Below are 21292 nucleotides of genomic sequence, written 5' to 3' on the forward strand. Positions count from 1 at the left end.
TCTATTTTATGTCCAAGCTTTATTTAATGTTGGCACCACTTTTACACAAGACAAGGTCAGCATCAGTGCCGGTTGCACCTTTATCCATAGCTAGCGTAACTGCTCCAGCAGTAGAGAATGTTGCAGTAAGAACACATTTTTTCTCTGTCCATACCAATGTCAAACCTTTATCTTGGGCTACATCTGCTGCAGCAATTGCTGTAAATTGCTGATTTTTATTAACTTCTTCTGGTATGTCTACACAGCCAATACCTGTTTGAATACAAGTTGCAATTTTGGTCGCAAAAGTATTAACACCTTTAACGGATGAGCCACCTTGTGCGGTTGTGACATAATCTTTATACGCAGGTAGTGCAACAGCGGCGAGAATACCGATAATTGCAACAACGATCATTAATTCAATAAGGGTAAAACCCTTAGCTTGCTTGTTCATTTTCTTGCTTAAGCTGTTTTTAAAATTAGTGCCTTTCATTATCTATCTCCGTCGACAAACATAGAGCATCATTCGTACATGTAGTATAGACCACTTAGTTGGGTGCTCCTGCGCTAGCTGTTTCATCCTGAATCAATCGAGTTTATAAGTTGGCTTGTTATCAAATTCACCAGTTAAGGTCAAACAGTGAACTCTCAATTGGCCTATAAATCGGTCGGTAACTGAGTGTCAAAATATGTCGTTATTAATGTGTCTCTGTTTTACGTCAATTTGCTAACTGTTGTAAGTATGTTACACCCTGCGGTGTAAATTTGTTGTAGCTTTATTTCGGCAAACCGTACCTTGTTTCTCCTCCCATTCAGCACCAATAGTTATCCAGTTTTGAAAGGTTGAGCTGCTCTTTTAAAGTGAAACTTAAGTGAGCTTAAGTTGAGGCTGACCGAAATGGCCATCTCGCCTACGTCCAAAGTTAGTATAAAGTTAACGGGATTGGAATGCATTTTTACAATAAAGTGCTAATTCGGTGGTAAATTAGTCTGTAGATGTATTTTTTATGTTGAAAAGGTTCTAACATTTTTTTGTCTCTGTATGAAAAAGTGACGATTTTCCTTTGTTCGTCAATTTTTAGTCACTCATTCTATGCCGAGGTCCGCTAGGCATTTTTATTTGATGTTTTGTATTGAACGTTAAAGTTGCTCAAATGTTGAGCGCTTGTGTGTGGATAAATAGGCAAGCTCATCGGCCAAATAATAAACAGTCTTGGTGTTCAGTATTAAGGATGATTTTTCATACAGGGAGAAGATAACCTCTGGGCTATTTAGGCTTTAATAATTTGGTTGGTAATAGCCTGTCACTTTTGGACAGGCTTAACTTTTGTAGGAGTTTAGCTTTTAAGTCGAAGTGAGAGATCTAATGCTCGAACATGTTTTGTCAGAGCGCCGACTGATATGTAATCGACACCGGTTTTAGCGAAGTGACCTATGGTCTCAAGTGTCACATTACCAGAGACTTCAAGTTTGGCCTGTTGGGCGTTAGGAAGACGCTTATTTAGCTCTACAGCTTCAATCATCATGGTTACATCGAAATTATCCAGCATAATGACGTCAGAGCTTGCTTCTAATGCTTGCTGAAGCTCTAAAATATTTTCAACTTCAACTTCTACTAGCTTGTCTGGATAGAGTTCCCGAGCCTTTGATATCGCCTGAGCTATACCGCCACAGGCCATAATGTGGTTCTCTTTGATAAGAAAAGCATCGAATAGACCGATACGGTGATTTTTACCACCGCCGCAGGTAACGGCATATTTCTGGGCGGTTCTTAGACCTGGAATAGTCTTTCTGGTATCAAGAAGCTTGGTATTGGTTGCTGCTATTCTGTCTGTGTACTGTTTAGTTAATGTCGCGACACCTGAAAGCGTTTGAATAAAGTTCATCGCAGTACGTTCGCCAGTAAGAATCGCTCTAGCCGGACCAGAAAGTTCACAAAGGAGCTGATTATGCACTAAAAGATCGCCATCATCCACATGCCAATGCAACGCGACTTCACCGCCTAATTGATTAAAAACTTGTTCGGCCCATGCTTTGCCGCAAAAGACGCCCTCTTCTCGAGTAATTAAGCTGGCTTGAGCATATCTGTCTGCTGGTATTAATTGTGCGGTAATATCTGCTGATGATCTATCTAGAGCGCTCCCCTTATTGGATGTACTCTCATCCTGATAGCCTAAGTCTTCTTCGAGTGCGATTTTAACGGCAAGTCTTATGTCATTTTCCAACATGGTTGATGTCCTTGAACTACTACAAATGAACAGATTAAGAGTCTGGGTTGTTCCTAACGACTACGAATGACATAGCAGACGTTAGCGCGTAGATAATAACAACATTGATGCAGAAAGTAGAGACTGAAAGGGCAAGTTAGAGGGATGGATGTTTACGTACGTTAAATTAGTTTGTGATTAATGGGGGGAGTCTTTGTTTGCTCTTGATTTACTATTTCACTCCACTTGTGATCTAGTTAAGAATTACCATTCTGTGTGTTGTCATTATCAATGTTCTTCTCTGTTGGTGATCTAACTGATAAAATGTTCATCATTGATGCATTGTATTAAAGGCTAACTCGTTGTCGATAAATATAAAAAATCCGATGAAGGTAAACGCTGGCTGGATTAAGGAAGGAGTCAGAAAATGCCCCTCTCCTTATTTCAATACACGCCCTGAAAATGAAGTGAGTCTGCTGGTTATCCATAATATTAGTTTACCTGCTGGCTGCTTCGGGACACCTTTTGTTGATCAACTTTTTCAAGGTTGCTTAGATCTCGAGGCTGATAGCAGTTTTGCTGATTTAAAGGGATTAGAGGTATCGGCTCACTTTATGATCCGCAGAGATGGGGAGATAGTACAGTATGTCTCCTGTGACGAACGTGCATGGCATGCTGGTGTTTCAGAACACTTAGGGCGGCAAGGTTGCAATGATTTTGCTATCGGCATAGAGTTGGAAGGTACTGATTTTCAGGTTTATACAGAGGCTCAATATCAAGAGCTAATTAAGCTGACTCTTGCCTTGTTCGCCGCATATCCTATGCTAAATACGGATAAGCTAGTTGGTCATCGTGATATTGCACCAGGGCGAAAAACTGATCCAGGTGATATCTTCGATTGGGTAACATATAAAGATGGTCTGAACAAAGCGTTGAACTGATCATCTGGTACTGTTTGGGTTGCACTTCTGGTGTGCTATCAGGGACAAACAATAGAATTTAAGGAATATACGATGGCACTTTTCTCATTACTCGTGGCGATCCTGATAGAGAGGTTAAAGCTTCTACCACAATCTTGGCAATTTGATTCTATTCTCAACCTCTACTCTAAGACACTTTTTGGTGATAAACAGCTTAACTCTGATGTCATGATGGCGCTTGCATTAGTGTTACCAGCTATTGCTGTGCAAGTGATGATGTGGGCCGTAAATGGCATGTTTTGGGGTGGCCTGAGCCTGATCTTATGGGTGGCAATTTCGATACTATGTTTTAGCCATCAGAAGCAGAGAGTATTATTTAAGCGTTATATGCTGGCAGCGTGCAGAGGCGATACTCAGGCTTGTTATCACTTTGCTGACGCGCTCGATCCAAGTGTTTCCTTGGAGGCGGTTTCAGAGACGGAATTAGGTGCTAAAGTTGGTCAAAGTGCTGCGTGGTTAAACTATCGTTTTTATGGCGCTGTCGCTGTTTTCTTGATTTTTCTAGGGCCAGCGGGGGCTGTTTTCTACTGTACCGCTCGTTATTTTTCCGATGAGAATAAAGAGCACAAACTCGATCTACCTTTAGTTGACGATGTGTTGATGTTACTTGATTGGCTACCTAGTCGGATTTTGGCTTTTGGTTATGTCCTCAGTGGGCAATTCTCACAGGCTTCTGCTCGTTGGGGTCAATATGCTTTTAATATTCGCAGTACAGCAAGGGATATAGTGACGCAAGTTGCTTCGGCAGCTGAGCCTGAACCAGAGACATCAACAGCCCCTATCTGTACACAATCTACATTAGCCTTGCTTCAGCTAAGTAAACGAAACTTTATTCTTTTGCTTGTTTGTTTGTCGTTGTTGACGATATTTGGTGTTGTGGCATAGTGTACTTCTTGAGGAGACCTTTCTGGTCTCCTTTACTAAATTATAATATTTCTTATACGCACTTTTCATGTCTTTTTTCATTTAAATCAAGCTATTTATATAGCTGTTTCTTTGCTCGTGCTCATACTTAAGTTTCATTTTGGTGACAATGGTCTGACCGCAAATAGGTCCGTTTTCGGCTATGCTCACACATCGACGGTTTGCATGATTCTGATCACAAGCTAGACATTCAAAATGTGATTTGATAAAGTGCGCGCAGTCAACTAAATTGGTAAGACCAATTTACAATAGGAGCTGAGGGCCACATGGCTTATAGCAAAATAAACCAGCCGAAAATATCCGATGTCATTATGGGTCAGTTGGAGCAGATGATTCTTGAAGGAAGCCTTCAACCGGGTCAGAAGCTACCACCGGAACGTGAACTTGCGCTTCAATTTGAAGTGTCACGACCATCACTACGTGAGGCGATTCAAAAGCTTGAAGCTAAAGGTCTGCTTATGCGTCGTCAAGGTGGTGGAACTTATGTGAAAGAGCAATTGTGGCAGAGTTTGGCTGATCCAATCGTGGAACTGATGCATAGCGATTCTGAGAGTCAGTATGACTTACTGGAATTTCGTCACGCAACAGAAGGCATGATGGCTTATTTTGCTGCACTTCGCGGCACCGATGCTGATATGCAAAATATTAAGCGCACTATCATGGATGTTGAGGCTGCTAACGAGATTGAATTGCAAGCCAAGGCGATTGTGTGTTTCTACCGAGCGGTTGCAGAGGCGTCACATAACGTCGCTATGCTTCACCTCGTATTAAGTTTATCTCCTGTGCTACATAAGAATGTGGCGCAGAACTTGGAACTTCTGGATCGGAGAGAGGAAGCGTCCACTATGGCGAATGATCACAGGCGAGCTTTACTCGCTGCTATCGTTCGTCGTGATCCTGATGCAGCACGAGAAGCCTCGAATGAACACCTAAGTTACATCGAGGAAGTCATGTTGTCTGTGAGGGAAGAAGATAGTCGGTTGCAGCGAAGCTTGCGCCGTTTAAAAAGTGGTGCTTAAAACCTGACTACAGGTAAGCGCTAGAACATATTCTGAAAATCCAAATTTCATAACGTATATAGGGAAGGACAGCAAAATGTCTGAACATATGCTACAAGACGTCGATCCACTAGAAACTAACGAGTGGTTGTCTGCTCTAGAATCAGTTGTACGCGAAGAAGGTGTTGAGCGTGCTCAATATTTACTAGAGCAAGTACTTGATAAGGCCCGTCTAGACGGTGTCGATATGGCGACTGGTATCACCACGAACTACATCAACACAATTCCTACGAGCCAAGAGCCTGCATATCCTGGCAATACGACGCTTGAGCGCCGTATTCGTTCTATTATTCGTTGGAACGCGATCATGATCGTGCTGCGCGCGTCTAAAAAAGATTTAGACCTCGGAGGCCACATGGCTTCTTTCCAATCAGCAGCTTCATTTTATGAAGTATGTTTTAACCATTTCTTCCGTGCTCCAAACGAAGTTGATGGTGGTGATTTAGTCTATTATCAAGGACATATCTCTCCAGGTATCTACTCTCGAGCATTTGTTGAAGGTCGTCTTTCTGAAGAGCAGTTAGATAATTTCCGTCAAGAAGTTGATGGTAAAGGTCTTCCTTCATATCCTCATCCAAAGCTAATGCCTGAATTCTGGCAGTTCCCAACCGTATCTATGGGTCTGGGTCCAATGTCTGCTATTTACCAGGCTAGATTCCTTAAGTATCTAGACGGTCGTGGCTTAAAGAATACATCTGCACAGCGCGTGTATGCTTTCCTTGGTGACGGTGAGATGGATGAGCCGGAATCACGTGGTGCTATCTCTTTTGCTTCTCGTGAAAAGTTAGATAACCTTTGCTTCCTTATTAACTGTAACCTGCAGCGCCTTGATGGTCCTGTAATGGGTAACGGTAGCATCATCCAAGAGCTTGAAGGCTTATTTAGAGGTGCTGGTTGGAATGTGGTTAAAGTGATCTGGGGTAACAACTGGGATTCACTTATCGCAAAAGACACCACAGGTAAGTTACTACAGTTGATGAATGAAACTGTAGATGGTGATTACCAGACATTTAAGTCAAAAGATGGTGCTTATGTACGTGAGCACTTCTTTGGTAAGTACCCTGAAACTGCTGCCCTCGTATCTGACATGACTGATGTTGAGATTTTCGCGCTTAAGCGTGGTGGTCATGACTCATCTAAGTTGTATGCAGCATTTAAAAATGCACAAGATACTAAAGGTAAGCCAACGGTTATTCTTGCTAAAACTGTTAAAGGTTATGGCATGGGCGAAGCAGCTGAAGGCAAGAACATTGCTCACGGCGTGAAGAAGATGGACATGACGCACGTACTTCAGTTACGTAACCGTTTAGGTCTTGATGACTTGCTTACCGATGAAAAAGTATCTGAACTACCTTATCTTAAGTTAGAGGAAGGTTCGGCTGAATACGAGTATCTACATTCTCGCCGTAATGCATTACATGGTTATACGCCACAGCGTCTGCCTAATTTTACTAAGCCTCTAGACTTACCAGCTGTTGAAGAGTTTGGTCCTTTGCTTGTTGAGCAAAAGCGTGAAATTTCTACAACAATGGCATTTGTTCGTACACTGAACATTTTGCTAAAGAATAAGGGTATTGGTAAGAACATCGTTCCTATCATTGCCGATGAAGCGCGTACTTTCGGTATGGAAGGTTTGTTCCGTCAAATCGGGATCTACAATCCGCATGGTCAGGAATATACCCCTGAAGATCGTAGTGTTGTTTCTTACTACAAAGAAGCGACATCTGGTCAAGTATTGCAAGAAGGTATCAATGAGCTAGGTGCTATGTCTTCATGGGTTGCTGCGGCAACGTCATACAGCACTAACGATTTACCAATGATCCCATTCTACATCTACTATTCTATGTTCGGTTTCCAACGTGTTGGTGACATGGCGTGGATGGCGGGTGATCAGCAAGCTCGTGGTTTCCTATTAGGTGCTACAGCGGGTCGTACAACATTGAACGGTGAAGGTCTACAGCACGAAGATGGTCACAGCCATGTTCAGGCGAATACGATTCCTAACTGTATCTCTTATGATCCTACATTCGCTTACGAATTAGCTGTCATCATGCAAGACGGTATCCGTCGCATGTATGGCGATCAAGAGAACGTGTTCTACTACTTGACGCTAATGAATGAAAATTACGCGATGCCAGCGATGCCAGAAGGCAGTGAAGAGGGTATACGTAAAGGTATCTATAAGCTTGAGTCTTATAAAGGTAGTCACAAAGTTCAGTTAATGAGCTCTGGTACTATTATGAATGAAGTGCGTAAAGCAGCTCAAATTCTAAGTGAAGAATACGATGTCGCTTCAGATGTTTACTCTGTGACCTCTTTCAACGAGTTAACTCGTGAAGGTCAAGATGTTGAGCGTTTTAATATGCTGCATCCTGAAGCTGAGCAAAAACAAGCTTATATTACCCAAGTTATGGGTACTGAGCCTGCTATTGCTGCGACTGATTACATGAAGAACTATGCGGAACAAGTTCGCGCATTCATGCCTTCTGAGTCATTTAAAGTACTTGGTACTGATGGTTTCGGTCGTTCAGATAGTCGTGAGAATTTACGTCGTCACTTTGAAGTTAATGCTGGTTACGTTGTTGTAGCTGCATTGAATGAGCTCGCTAAACGTGGCGATATTGAAAAGTCAGTGGTTGCACAAGCCATTGCTAAATTCAACATCGACGCCGACAAGACAAATCCGCTATACGCGTAAGAGGCAATACAAAATGACAATCGAAATTAATGTACCAGATATCGGTGCGGATGAGGTTGAAGTGACTGAGATTCTTGTTAGCGTAGGCGACAAGGTTGAAGAAGAGCAGTCACTGATCTCTGTTGAAGGCGATAAAGCTTCGATGGAAGTCCCAGCATCGCAAGCGGGTATAGTGAAAGAGATTAGAGTTGCTGTCGGCGATAAAGTCTCTACAGATTCATTGATTATGATCTTTGAATCAGACGCAGTTCAGGCTGCACCCGTTGTTGAATCTGCTCCAGTTGCGGCACCAGCGGCAGCGACATCTGCTGAGCTAAAAGAAGTGCATGTTCCTGATATTGGCGATGATGAAGTCGAAGTGACTGAGATCTTAGTTAATTTAGGTGACAGCATCACTGAAGAGCAATCACTACTAAGTGTTGAAGGCGATAAAGCTTCAATGGAAGTACCCGCTCCATTTGCAGGTGTTTTGAAAGAGATCAAAATAGTTGTAGGCGACAAGGTATCTACAGGAAGTTTGGTCATGGTGTTCGAAGTGGCGGGTTCTGCATCTGCAGCACCGACTGCATCAGTAGCAGCGCCTGTCGCGGCCCCAACAGCATCTGCAGCGCCATCAGTTCAAGATATCTTTGTTCCTGATATCGGTGGTGATGAAGTTGAAGTAACCGAGATAATGGTTAATGTCGGTGATATGGTTACTGAAGAGCAGTCACTTATCAGCGTTGAAGGTGATAAGGCTTCTATGGAAGTACCTGCACCTTTTGCCGGTAAAGTGACAGCAATTAAGATTAGCCAAGGTGACAAGGTTTCTACAGGGTCTTTAATTATGACCTTTGAAGTCGCCGGTTCAGTTGCCGCACCTGTTGCAGCGCCAGTGGTTCAGGCTGCTCCAGTTGCAGCACCTGTTGCAATGGCTGCTGCACCAGCAGCGAAAGAAGATTTCGTTGCTAACAAGGCTTATGCTCACGCATCACCTGTTATCCGTCGTCTTGCTCGTGAGTTGGGTGTCAATCTAGCAAATGTAAAAGGCACTGGTCGCAAAAACCGTATCGTTAAAGATGATGTATACAGCTACGTTAAAGCTGCTGTTAAACAGGTAGAATCAGGTGCTGTTAGCGCTAGTAAAGGTGGCAATAGCGATTTAGATCTACTGCCATGGCCGAAAATTGATTTCAGCAAGTTTGGTGAGACTGAAATTAAGCCATTGTCGCGTATCCAGAAGATATCTGGTGCAAACCTTCATAGAAACTGGGTGAAAATCCCTCATGTGACTCAGTGGGATAATGCTGATATCACAGAGCTTGAAGCGTTCCGTAAAGCACAAAATGCAGCGGAAGCTAAGAAAGACTCAGGTATGAAGATAACGCCGCTTGTTTTCATCATGAAAGCGGTAGCTAAAGCACTTGAAGCTTTCCCAACATTTAACTCATCTCTTTCTGATGATGGCGCAAGCTTGATCATGAAGAAGTACGTCAATGTGGGTATCGCTGTTGATACACCGAATGGTCTTGTTGTTCCTGTCTTTAAAGATGTGAACAAGAAAGGCATCCATGAATTGTCAGATGAGCTTAAGGTTGTTTCTAAAAAGGCTCGTGGTGGTAAGTTAACTGCTGCTGATATGCAAGGTGGTTGTTTCACTATTTCAAGCTTAGGCGGCATTGGCGGTACAGCATTCACGCCAATCGTTAATGCACCTGAAGTCGGTATCTTAGGTGTGTCTAAGTCTGAAATGAAGCCAGTTTGGAACGGTAAAGAATTCGAGCCTCGCTTGATGCTGCCTTTATCACTGTCGTATGATCATCGTGTTGTTGATGGCGCGGAAGGTGCGCGTTTCATCACTTACTTGAATGACTGTTTATCAGATATTCGCACGTTGGTTTTATAATATTGAAGGCTGCTTAATATAAGTAGCCTTTTTCTATTTCGCATGTAAGTGAATGATTGTTATCTGTGTCAAACACAGGTTAAAATGCAGCCACCTACAGAACATTGATGTTCAATTAGCTGACTCTTAACCGTTTTACGATTGATCCGTCAGCGCTATGATTAGAAAATAGAGGAAGAGATGAGTAACGAAATCAAAACTCAGGTAGTAGTACTAGGTGCAGGCCCTGCAGGATATTCAGCAGCTTTCCGTGCGGCAGACTTAGGTTTGGATGCAATTATTATTGAGCGTTTTAGTACACTTGGTGGTGTATGTTTAAATGTGGGCTGTATCCCTTCAAAAGCACTATTACACGTAGCTAAAGTGATTGAAGATGCGAAAACAATCTCCTCCCATGGTGTTGTTTTTAGCGAGCCTAAAATAGATTTAGCCAAACTGCGTGAATATAAAACTTCCGTAGTTGGCCAACTTACTGGCGGATTGGGCGGAATGTCCAAGATGCGTAAAGTTGATGTGGTTAACGGTCTAGGTAAGTTTACTGGCCCAAATACCATTGAAGTGACGGGTGAAGACGGCGTTGTTAAAGTGGTTCGCTTTGAAAATGCAATCATTGCTGCGGGTTCACGCCCAATCAAGCTTCCATTCATTCCACATGAAGATCCACGTATTTGGGATTCAACCGATGCGCTAGAGCTTAATGAAGTGCCTGGTAAGTTACTCGTTATGGGTGGCGGCATTATTGGTCTTGAGATGGGAACTGTTTATTCATCTTTAGGTAGCGAGATTGATGTGGTTGAGATGTTTGACCAGGTTATCCCTGCTGCAGATAAAGATATTGTTCGCGTCTACACCAAGAAGATTAAGAAGAAGTTTAATCTTATTCTAGAAACCAAAGTGACAGCTGTTGAAGCAAAAGAAGACGGCATCTACGTGACAATGGAAGGCAAGAAAGCGCCTGCTGAACCAGTTCGTTATGATGCTGTTCTTGTTGCAATTGGTCGTTCACCAAACGGTAAGCTACTTGAAGCTGAGAAAGCTGGTGTTAATGTTGATGAGCGTGGCTTTATCAATGTTGATAAGCAGATGCGCACTAACGTACCGCACATCTATGCTATTGGTGATATCGTTGGTCAACCAATGCTTGCACATAAAGGTGTGCATGAAGGTCATGTTGCTGCAGAAGTTATTTCTGGTCTTAAGCACTTCTTCGATCCTAAAGTTATTCCATCAATTGCATATACAGATCCAGAAGTTGCATGGGTTGGCCTTACTGAGAAAGAAGCTAAAGAGCAAGGTATTGCTTATGAAACTGCGACTTTCCCATGGGCTGCTAGTGGCCGTGCAATCGCATCAGATTGTGCCGATGGTATGACTAAGCTAATCTTTGATAAAGAGACTCATCGTGTCATTGGTGGTGCTATCGTTGGTGTTAACGGTGGTGAGCTACTCGGTGAGATTGGCCTTGCTATTGAAATGGATTGTGACGCTGAAGATTTAGCGTTAACTATCCACGCTCATCCGACTCTTCATGAGTCTGTAGGCCTTGCTGCTGAGGTTTACGAAGGTTCAATTACTGATTTGCCAAACCCAAAGGCAAAGAAAAAGAAGTAATTTGAATTTTATTCAACAGTAAAAGGCGCTCATAGAGCGCCTTTTTTGTGGGCTAAAAAAATGACGGGGATAAAAGGCACCTTATTGCGACACATCGGACTTCTGCATAAATGAAGCTTAATTGAGCCTAATGTAGACTCAGCAGGTGAATTCAACGTGTTGAACTGTTACATTCAGTATAAGTTTATGAGTTAGTTGCCTAATGATAAATAGAATCAGTCATTTTATTCTGCTAGTCACTGTATTGTTAATTACTTGCCTTGTACCAGTTAGGGCGAGTGATATTGTGCAGCGTGTTTTTGCAGAAAGAGATGGTTTGGTTAATGGCTCTGTGAGCGATATTAGTTTCGATGATTACGGCTTTACGTGGTTAGCGACGCAAGAGGGTCTTTATCGCGTCAGTAATACCAAAGTGAGGAGAATCGATAAAAACGGATTTAAAACTCGATTGTCCGATGAGTATATTCAGTTTGTTAGGCCCTTAAGTAAAAGGCACCTGCTTGTCAGTAATTACACTGATACCTATCTGTACGATATTATTCAAGATACCTTTACTCGGTTTGGCAGCGCTAAACTGTTCCCTTATTATAATAATGTCGGACTCCGCTCAATAATAAAAAAAAATAATGGTGATTATTATTTTTTGAGTAAGCAAGGTGAACTGCTTACTTTCTCCTATGTAAATATGACTCTAACAACTGTCAATACGCTTCCCTATAACCTCGACTATCCTTGGTCATTTTTAACAGAGTTGGATGATCGCCACCTGTTAATTGGCTCTTCAAATAAACTGGAATTGAGTGATCAGTCCGGAGTATTTCAACGAAGCTTAGATTGGCAAGATGACATGGGAGCAATAAAAGGGATGATGGAGGACTCATCTGGTCGCCTTTGGGTTAGCTCCAGTGACGGTTTGTATGAGTTTAAAAAGGTTGATTTAACGTTTGAGAAAGTGACGTTTATTCCTTTCCCCATCAGTAAAACAACGGAAGATAGCCAAGGCAACTTATGGCTAGCCAGTCGAGAAGGTCTGATAAAGTGGGACCCTGATACTGACATGATTGAGATGTATAAAGGGGATGTCAAACGTACTGCGGATATTGATTATATTTATGACATTGAAATCGATCACAATGATGTCATTTGGGTGGGAGGCTCCGGTGATGCCCTTGCGGTAGTGGCTGAAGCGCCTGATTTTATGCTTGAGCGTTTCACTAAAACCACGCCTTATTTAATCTCAAATGAGATGATATGGTCTATTTGGGCTGATAAGAACAAGGTGTGGCTAGGAAGTGACAAAGGGTTAATAACAGTAGATAGACATTCTAAAAACAGTATAACCATTTTGCCTGAAGAGCTCGCCTTAAATGGCAGCATTTATAAAATTGATGAACTTGATAGTGACCACCTCTTATTGTCGACCACAAACGGCCTGTTTGCGGTGAATAAGCTCACATTAGAATCAGGGCGTTTCTCTCAGTGGACTCTCGGGCAATATTCTTTAGAAAATAAGATAATATTTTCGAGTTACTCGGATCCATTACTTGAAAATCGTTGGTGGTTTGCAACGGGAAATGGACTGTTTTTTTGGCAACAAGGCGCGCTCAACCCACAAGCATTTTTGATAAAGGGTGGGGATAATGTTCGGAGTAAACCAGACTTACGCGTCACTTATCGTAGTCTCGATGGTAAATTATGGATCGCTGGTGCAAGAACGTTTGGTTATATTGATGATGAGGGGCTGTTTCATTCGTCTCTGAATATTTTTGATGCTGAAGCAAAGTTACCCACGATTAGTTACATTAAAGAAATCTCTCCAGGGGTACTTTGGTTAGGTAGCTCGGCGGGATTGATTGAGTATGAATTTGACTCGGGTGTCACGCGCTCGTTAACCAATGAGTGGAAGGTAGATTGTTCTTCAATCTTCTTTATTCATGAAATTAACCAGTATCGGGTATTAGGTTGCCTCAATTCTATTCTTCGTCAAAACATTGAATCTGGCGAGGTGCTTGTCATTGAGCATGAAGATGGGTTGATTAGTAAAGAGCTTAACGATGGTGCTTCATTCTATGATCCTGATTCAGGCTTCTATGTCGGGACGCCTGATGGGGCAATGTTGCTCGATGTTGCCAAGTTAGAGAATAGAATTCAACACGATGGTGTTTTACTGGAGTCAGTGTCAATTTTTTATGACGAACACACTGAAATCAATTTAGTGCCAGAACCCAATAGCATCATCAAACCGGGTGCTAGAATGATCAACTTTCAGTTTACCAGTCTAGATTATCTAGTCGATACCCCCCTCACTTTACAATATCGTATACGGCGTAAAGGCGAGTCAAAAGACGTCAATTATCTATTGTTGATGGATCAATCTCTTGTTAGCTTTTCGGGGCTTCATGCCGGTGATTACGTACTCGATATATTGAGTTCACAAAATGGAATATGGTCGAGTGAGCCAAGCTCCTTTGCCTTTGAAGTAAAAGAATTTTGGTGGCAAAAAACCTGGTTCAAAAGCTTCTTGGTGATCGCTTTATTCTTATTCGGCAGCATCATTTTAATCGGTCGTCAACGTCAGTTATCAGCGTTTAAACGTGTAAACGAAGCGCTTGTTGAAAGTGAGGATAGACTTCGTCAGTCTTTGAAAGGCAGTGGCTCAGAGTTATGGGAGTGGCGTCACGATACTCAAATGTTTAATTTAGAGAATCAAAGCGCAGCGCTTGCCGGTGGCAATGCAAATTTACTGTTAACACTTGAGGATTTTCCGGTTCATCGTGATGAGAGGCAAAGTGTATTAGCGTGTTGGAATAGTATGATCAATGGTATTAGCGATAGGTTTGAAGTGGAGTATCGCTATCGCCGTGAGGACAAATCCTGGGGGTGGACACGGGTTCGTGGTCGTCCTGTTGATTTTGATCCTGAAACGGGAAATATTACCCGAGTTGCTGGGATATATTCGGACATTACTGCTCAGCGTCAGTTAGAAGATGATATGAGGCTTTTAGCCCAAGCATTTGAGAATACATCAGAAGGGGTGTTGATCTTAGATACCAATGAGCGGATTAAAGTCTCTAATAAAGCGGCACAAACCATTCTTGGGTTAGGTGTTGAACAGTTAAATCTCAGTCCATTCTCGGCGCTTATCGTGGCAAAAGAGGGCCGTTTAGATAACATTGTGAAACTACTCGACGAGAGTGGTTCTTGGACGGGAGAGAGAGAGTTTATCTGTTCAGATGGTACCAGTTGCCCTGTGTGGCTAAATGTATCAACCATGCTGGGGAAAACGGGTAGTATCATTCACTATGTCGCGGTATTTTCTGATATCACTGAGAGAAAACGCTCAGAAGCTGAATTACGCCGCTTGGCCAATTATGATGTACTCACAGGTTTGCCTAACCGTTCACTTTTTTCTACCCGCCTAGCTCAATCAATATACCGTGCTAATCACACAGGGGAGAAGCTTGCTCTGGTTTTCCTCGACTTAGACAGATTCAAACACGTTAATGATTCCTATGGTCATAGTATGGGAGATGCACTACTCGTCGAAGCAGCCAATAGATTACAATCTTGCATTCCAGAGCAGCATAGTATGTGCAGGTTTGGTGGTGATGAATTCTTGATTTTACTCAGAAATGCCAATGATGTAGATATGATTAATCATATATGCACTGAGTTGCTAAATCAGATAGAGATGCCGTTTGAACTTTACGGTCGAGAGTTTTTTATTTCGACCAGCATTGGCGTTAGCTTGTGGCCGGATGATGCAACTGAACCAGAGGTATTAATTAAAAATGCCGATCAAGCCATGTACCACGCCAAAGAAGAGGGCAAGGGGAACTTCCAGTATTATTCTTCGGAGCGGAACTTAGAGGCCTTGTATCATCTGCACCTAGAAGCAGAGCTGCGCCGTGCAATTGAACGTGATGAATTTGAGCTACATTACCAACCACAAGTCGATATTTTAAAAAATGACAGCTTAGTGGGTATGGAAGCATTGTTACGATGGCGTCATCACAGTGAAGGTTTGATCCGCACTGATACATTTATCAAGGTGGCAGAGTCTTGTGGACTAATCATCGATATCGATCGTTGGGTCTTGCGTCAAGCTTGTATTCAAGGAGCGCAGTGGTCTCGCATATATGGTGAGACGTTTAAATTGTCGGTGAATATTTCCGCGGTTCATTTCCGTCAACCTGATTTTGTTGAAGGGATAAAGGCCATTCTTAAAGAAACTGAAATTCCAACTTCAGTGTTAGGGTTCGAGATCACTGAAGGTGTGTTGATGAAAGAGCTAAACACGGCCAAGTCACACCTTAAAGAGCTGAGACATTTAGGGATAAAAGTCGCGATTGATGATTTTGGTACAGGTTACTCGTCGCTAGCTTATTTACGACATTTTGATGTGGATACGCTGAAAATTGATCGTTCTTTTCTTATCGACATCGCAACAAACGAATCAGATCAAGCGATAGCGAGCAGTATCATAGAACTTGCTAGGAACTTAAAGCTCAATGTGATTGCCGAAGGCGTAGAAACTAAAGCGCAATTAGAGCAGGTTTTCAGTCGAGGCTGCTACGTTATCCAAGGATATTATTTCTCTAAGCCGTTAATCGAAAGTGATATGAATGCTTATATGGAACGTAATAAATTAGATTCTTGAACTAAACTTGATGTTTTAAAGTCTTATCCTCTTGTGTTTTAACTATGTTGTGTTTTTTTTGATACTATACATAATTCTTGTATAGGAAAATAATAAGAAATAACATCCAATGATACGTTCAACTGCACTATTTTTATTACTCTCTTTTACCGTTTTCTCTACCCATGCTGAAGTCAGACCTAAAATAGGTCTCGTACTGAGTGGTGGGGGAGCAAAAGGTGCCGCTCATCTCGGTGTCCTCAAAGTATTGGAAGAAAATAGAGTGCCCGTCGATTACATTGCGGGTACAAGCATCGGTGCCTACGTCGCAGGCATGTACGCCCTTGGTTATAGTGCTTCAGAGATTGAAGAGATCATGATGAATGAATCATGGTCTGATGGTTATTCAGATACCATTCCTAGAGAATCACTTGGTTATCGTGATAAGCAACAAAGAGACCGTTTTAATATTCCTGTCAACATGGGCTACAGCGATGAAACCGTTAAATTACCTAATGGTTTGCTTCGTGGGCAAACCATGTCTCAACTTCTGCAACGATCCACAGGCTTAGTGCATCAATTTGGCAATTTTGATGAGTTGGCTATACCTTATCGAGCGGTCGCAACCGATCTAGAAACCAGCAAAGCCGTTATTCTCTCCCAAGGCAGCATCATCAAGGCGATGCAAGCATCTGCAACGGTACCAGGTGCATTACAGCCCATTAAGCACGATGGAAAGCTGTTAGTGGATGGGGGTATTGCTAATAATATGCCTGTAGATGTGGCTAAGGCACTGGGTGCTGATATCGTCATTGCCGTCGACATTGGGTCGTCCTTGGTGAAGAAGGAAGGATTAGATAGTACCGTTGCTGTGCTTAATCAGTTATCAACGATGTTGACTAATGCGAGTACAGAACGGCAAAAGTTATTGCTCAGTGAGGATGATATTCTCATTCGCCCTGATGTCGGGGACATGAGCACTACTGATTTTGAGATTATGCCGCAAGCGTATACTTTAGGAGAGAAAGCTGCACTTGAACATGTATTAAGCCTTAAAGGGCTGAGTGTGGGAGAGGCTGAATATGCGCTATATAAAAATAATAAACGCAGATTGAGCCAGCGTTGGAAGGATAGTGTGCAGCGTCCGCTTGTTGAAATCGTGTTTAATAATGATTCCAAAGTGAGTGAGTCGTTGCTGAGGGAAACCTTCGATCTTCATGAGGGCGAGGTTGTAACTCAAGAGGCGTTAGAGCAAGCCATTGCTAATGTTTACTCTCTGGATAAGTTCGAGCGAGTTAATGCAGAGTTTGTTGATACAGATAAAGGGCGAATACTGACGTTAAATACTAGAGCTAAGTCATGGGGCCCTAATTATTTCGGTTTAGGTTTTAGCTGGGAGGATGACCTTACTGAAGACTCAAGCATGTCATTGGATTTCTCTTATACGATGACGGACTTAACCGATACCGGCGGTGAGTGGCGTAATGAGCTGAGAATAGGCTTTGAAAAGTTAATTTCAAGCGAGTTTTATTTACCGTTGGATTATGACCAAGGTTTTTACGCCAGAACCGAGCTGGCTTACGAGCTTAAAAGTTTTGAACTATATGAAAGTAATGCCAAGTTTATCGAGTTTTCTCAAACCGTGTACCGAGGGGATATAGGGATAGGGTATAACTTTACCTTGGAAGGCCTAATTGAACTGGGATTCACAAATGAGCTAGGTGAGTTTAAGTTTTTGAAGGATACAAATCATTATGACTCTTATGGTGGTTACTTAAAGCTAGGTTTCGATAGCCTTAATAGTATGAATTTTCCGACATCAGGTAATCGTTTCACTTTAAATATGTTTTATAGAAGAGACGATAGCGACCAATCTGATGGATTGATGCCACAGACTAATTCGAAGTACTCTTTTCAAATAGAAGCTGATTGGCGGGGGGCGCTAAGTCTAGGAAATCATGCTTTAGTCGGCATTGCTTCTTTATCTACGATTGATACAGAAGATATCTTCAATCCTCATTTGGCTGAACTGGGTGGTTTCCTGAATTTATCTGGTTACCATAAAAATTCTCTGGTGGGTGCTCATAAAATTTTTGGAGCTTTCGTATATCAATATGATCTCGGCCGCGATGTGCTGGGGATGACTGATTATCCACTGTATCTTGGTGGGAGTTTAGAGGCGGGTAACGTATGGCAGAACAAAGACAATATAGACTTAAATGATCTTATCTACTCAGGGAGTGTCTTCTTTGGCACCGATACAACAATGGGGCCAGCGGCATTAGGTTTTGGTTGGGCCGATGATGGTGAAATGACATTATTTTTATTCTTAGGTAAAAGCTGGTAAGTCATAGACAGTTACAAAAACTGGCTATAGTGCTTGTAGGCTCAATGATAAAGTAAACCCAGACTAAATAAGCTCCAGGCTAGTAGAGAGCTCATTAGCTAAATCATAATAATAACGGGGATGATAATGAAAAGAGTAAGTAAGCTGGCAGTTAGTATTGCCTTAAGTCTAGGGCTGACAGCATGCAGTAACAATGAAGCTAATGTGCCTACAGTCCAGATTGAAACTAAGATTTCAGGTGTTGAGAAAGCGAACTTCGATACCTCAGTACGACATCAAGATGACTTCTACTTCAGTGTCAACGGTCACTGGCTAGCCAATACTCCCATCCCTGATGATAAATCTAACTATGGCGCCTTTTCAGTTCTTTATGAGCGTAGTCAGAATGCACTGAAAAAAATCATCGATGACGCGGCAGCAAAACCAAATAAAGTGAACGGTTCAAGTGAGCAAAAGGTCGGTGATTTCTATGCTAGCTATATGAATACCGATATTGTTGAACAGTTAGGTGTGTCGCCATTGAGTGAACAGCTCTCTGATATTTCACTAGCAAAAGATCATGATGACATTGCAAGTTTGATGGGGAGTTTACTATTAAGTGGTGTGCAGATCCCATTTGGCTTCTATGTCAATAACGATGCTAAGAACTCGACAGAATACGCTGTTTATCTATACCAATCAGGTCTTACCCTGCCAGATCGTGACTATTACCTGAAAGATGATGAAAAATTCGTTGCTAATCGAGCAGCACTCGATGCCTACGTGACTGATATTATGACTCAGGCTGGCAGCAAAGATGCTAAGCGTGTAGCGGCGAGCGTTGCCCTTATTGAACACTTCATTGCCCAGAGCCAATGGAGCCGCGTTGAATCTCGCGATGCGAATAAGAGTTATAACAAGATGAACAGGGCTGAACTGCAGGCAAACACACCTGAGTTTGATTTTGTGCAATTTGCCGCAAGTGCTGATATCAGCGAAGTTAAAGAGGTTATTGTTCGTCAAAAGTCCTATTTTGAAAAATTCGGCGCTCACTTCGATGACTTTACTGTTGAGGAGTGGCAGGACTACTTATCATTTCATTTAGTTGACAGTTACGCAGAACTTCTAAGTCAGAATTTTGTGGATCTGCATTTTGATTTCCACAGTAAAACCCTGATGGGAATTGAAGCTCAGAAGCCACGATGGAAAAGAGCCGTTGATTCAGCAGATCAAGTTATTGGTGAGCTGGTGGGTAAAGAGTATGTGAAGGAGCACTTTCAGCCTGAAGCGAAAGAGAAGATGGAGTTACTTATCCAAGATCTGATTAAAGGTTTTGAGGTGAGCATCAATGAACTTGAGTGGATGACTCCTGAAACTAAGGTGGCAGCGCAAGAAAAGCTATCTAAGTTTACCTATAAAATTGGCTATCCGGATAAATGGAGAGACTACACAGAGCTAAGCATTAAACCTGATGAGCTGGTGGGTAACTATCAACGCTATGCCAAATTCGAATACAAGACGATGTTGGATAAGCTGGGTAAGCCTATCGATCGAACCGAATGGCATATGACACCACAAACGGTGAATGCATATTACAACCCAGTCATGAACGAAATTGTATTTCCAGCCGCCATCCTTCAACCACCATTTTTCAATATGGATGCTGATGATGCGGTTAACTTTGGTGGGATTGGCGCGGTGATTGGTCACGAGATTAGTCATGGCTTCGATGACCAAGGTGCAAAATATGATGGAGATGGTAACTTACGTGACTGGTGGACGGATGCCGATCGTGAAGAGTTCCAAAAACGCGGTGCTCAGCTATCTGCCCAATACTCAAAATATGAAGCATTACCTGGTAAGCATGTAAATGGCGATCTGACCTTAGGGGAGAATATCGGTGATCTTGGTGGACTTACCGTTGCAGCTCGTTCATACCATCTGAGTCTTAATGGTAAACCAGCACCAGTGATCGATGGATTAACAGGTGAGCAGAGGTTATTCGTTGGCTGGTCACAAGTGTGGCGTCGTAACTACCGTGATGAAGAGCTAGGACGTCGTTTAATGACGGATTCACATTCACCAAGTCATTTTCGTGCAATGGGAACACCAAGAAACATTCCAGCGTTCTACCAAGCTTTCGATCTGAAAGAGGGAGACAAGATGTTCCTCGCTCCGGAAGACAGAGTGAAGATCTGGTAAGTTACACTTCTTACTCAATTTCTATCTAAGCCAGTTGAAGCGTCAACTGGCTTTTTTATACCTATGAATTACGGCTAAAATAGGCGGATTCATAAGAAGTTGTGGATAAGTTCGGGGGTAACTAGTGCGTATGATGTGGTTAATTCAATCATTTCAAAAAATAGCGATTTTTAGCTAAAAAGCGCTTGTGCTCTGGGCCGATATCCCTATAATGCGCATCCACTGACACGGCACAGCAGGCCACTTACCTAAACGAAAGCTTAGATAATACGGGACTTGCAGCTTAATCAGTACTTCTTTTCAGTAAGAAGTGAGAGTTAAGACTCCTCGGAGATTTGATTCAGGTGAGAACCGCTTTACGAGCTTTGAGTTTGCTTCTTTATCACGAGAGTGATTAAGAAATCACCACTCGAAAAACTTGATAAAATAAGCGCTTGACGCCGACACTGGAGAGTGTAGAATACGCCTCCTCAAGCCAACGACCTAGCGTCTAACGGCAGCATCTGAAAGATTGATGCTAACGCTCTTTAACAATTCAAAACAAGAAATCTGTGTGGACACTCACAGGTGTTGAGTTATTCGAAATTGTCTCTTTTGAGGCAATCAAAAATTATCTCAATGAACCACTGAGTGACCATAGAAATATGTAAACTTCATTAATCTTCGGGTTTGTGAAAAACAGTATAATTCGTTGAGCCGTTTTACTTCTAACGGAGTAGAACAAAAAAACTTTAATTGAAGAGTTTGATCATGGCTCAGATTGAACGCTGGCGGCAGGCCTAA

At 42.4% G+C, this 21292-nt stretch carries 11 protein-coding genes; 9 read left to right on the plus strand and 2 right to left on the minus strand.

The window, feature by feature from the left end:
* Positions 1 to 19: 19 nt before the first annotated feature.
* Together FN961_RS22170 and nadC are read right to left on the minus strand one after the other, a co-directional pair.
* A complete protein-coding gene (locus FN961_RS22170) occupies positions 20 to 433 on the minus strand; it encodes a pilin (RefSeq protein WP_185972870.1) in 414 nt (137 codons plus the stop codon).
* An 883-nt stretch (positions 434 to 1316) separates the two neighbouring features.
* Complete coding sequence (nadC, locus tag FN961_RS22175; protein WP_144042346.1) at positions 1317 to 2207, minus strand: carboxylating nicotinate-nucleotide diphosphorylase; 891 nt, start codon at positions 2205 to 2207, stop codon at positions 1317 to 1319.
* A gap of 365 nt (positions 2208 to 2572) precedes the next feature.
* Here nadC and ampD point away from each other — a divergent pair, with 365 nt between their 5' ends.
* The 9 genes from ampD to FN961_RS22220 all read left to right on the plus strand — a co-directional run bounded on the left by ampD (position 2573) and on the right by FN961_RS22220 (position 20509).
* Complete coding sequence (gene ampD / locus FN961_RS22180; RefSeq protein WP_144042356.1) at positions 2573 to 3127, plus strand: 1,6-anhydro-N-acetylmuramyl-L-alanine amidase AmpD; 555 nt, start codon at positions 2573 to 2575, stop codon at positions 3125 to 3127.
* Between the two features lie 72 nt (positions 3128 to 3199).
* A complete protein-coding gene (gene ampE, locus FN961_RS22185) occupies positions 3200 to 4051 on the plus strand; it encodes a beta-lactamase regulator AmpE (RefSeq protein ID WP_144042347.1) in 852 nt (283 codons plus the stop codon).
* 305 nt (positions 4052 to 4356) lie between these two features.
* Positions 4357 to 5109 (plus strand): pyruvate dehydrogenase complex transcriptional repressor PdhR, encoded by a 753-nt coding sequence (gene pdhR, locus FN961_RS22190; protein WP_144042348.1) that lies wholly within the window; start codon positions 4357 to 4359, stop codon positions 5107 to 5109.
* A gap of 76 nt (positions 5110 to 5185) precedes the next feature.
* On the plus strand, positions 5186 to 7846 hold the full coding sequence (gene aceE, locus FN961_RS22195) for a pyruvate dehydrogenase (acetyl-transferring), homodimeric type (protein WP_144042349.1): 2661 nt from the start codon (positions 5186 to 5188) through the stop codon (positions 7844 to 7846).
* A 13-nt stretch (positions 7847 to 7859) separates the two neighbouring features.
* Positions 7860 to 9731, plus strand: coding sequence for a pyruvate dehydrogenase complex dihydrolipoyllysine-residue acetyltransferase (aceF, locus tag FN961_RS22200; RefSeq protein WP_144042350.1), 1872 nt, complete (start codon positions 7860 to 7862; stop codon positions 9729 to 9731).
* Between the two features lie 180 nt (positions 9732 to 9911).
* On the plus strand, positions 9912 to 11342 hold the full coding sequence (gene lpdA, locus FN961_RS22205) for a dihydrolipoyl dehydrogenase (protein ID WP_144042351.1): 1431 nt from the start codon (positions 9912 to 9914) through the stop codon (positions 11340 to 11342).
* A 202-nt stretch (positions 11343 to 11544) separates the two neighbouring features.
* Positions 11545 to 16002, plus strand: a complete 4458-nt coding sequence (locus FN961_RS22210; protein ID WP_144042352.1) for an EAL domain-containing protein — start codon at positions 11545 to 11547, stop codon at positions 16000 to 16002.
* Positions 16003 to 16111: 109 nt separating this feature from the next.
* Positions 16112 to 18328 carry a patatin-like phospholipase family protein gene (locus tag FN961_RS22215; RefSeq protein WP_144042353.1) on the plus strand — a complete coding sequence of 739 codons (2217 nt, stop codon included), beginning with the start codon at positions 16112 to 16114 and terminating at the stop codon, positions 18326 to 18328.
* A gap of 126 nt (positions 18329 to 18454) precedes the next feature.
* Positions 18455 to 20509: a M13 family metallopeptidase gene (locus FN961_RS22220; protein WP_144042354.1), complete on the plus strand. Its 2055-nt coding sequence runs from the start codon at positions 18455 to 18457 to the stop codon at positions 20507 to 20509.
* Positions 20510 to 21292 lie beyond the last annotated feature (783 nt).

The organism is Shewanella hanedai (assembly GCF_007197645.1).
In the GTDB taxonomy this organism is placed as follows: Bacteria; Pseudomonadota; Gammaproteobacteria; order Enterobacterales; family Shewanellaceae; genus Shewanella; species Shewanella hanedai.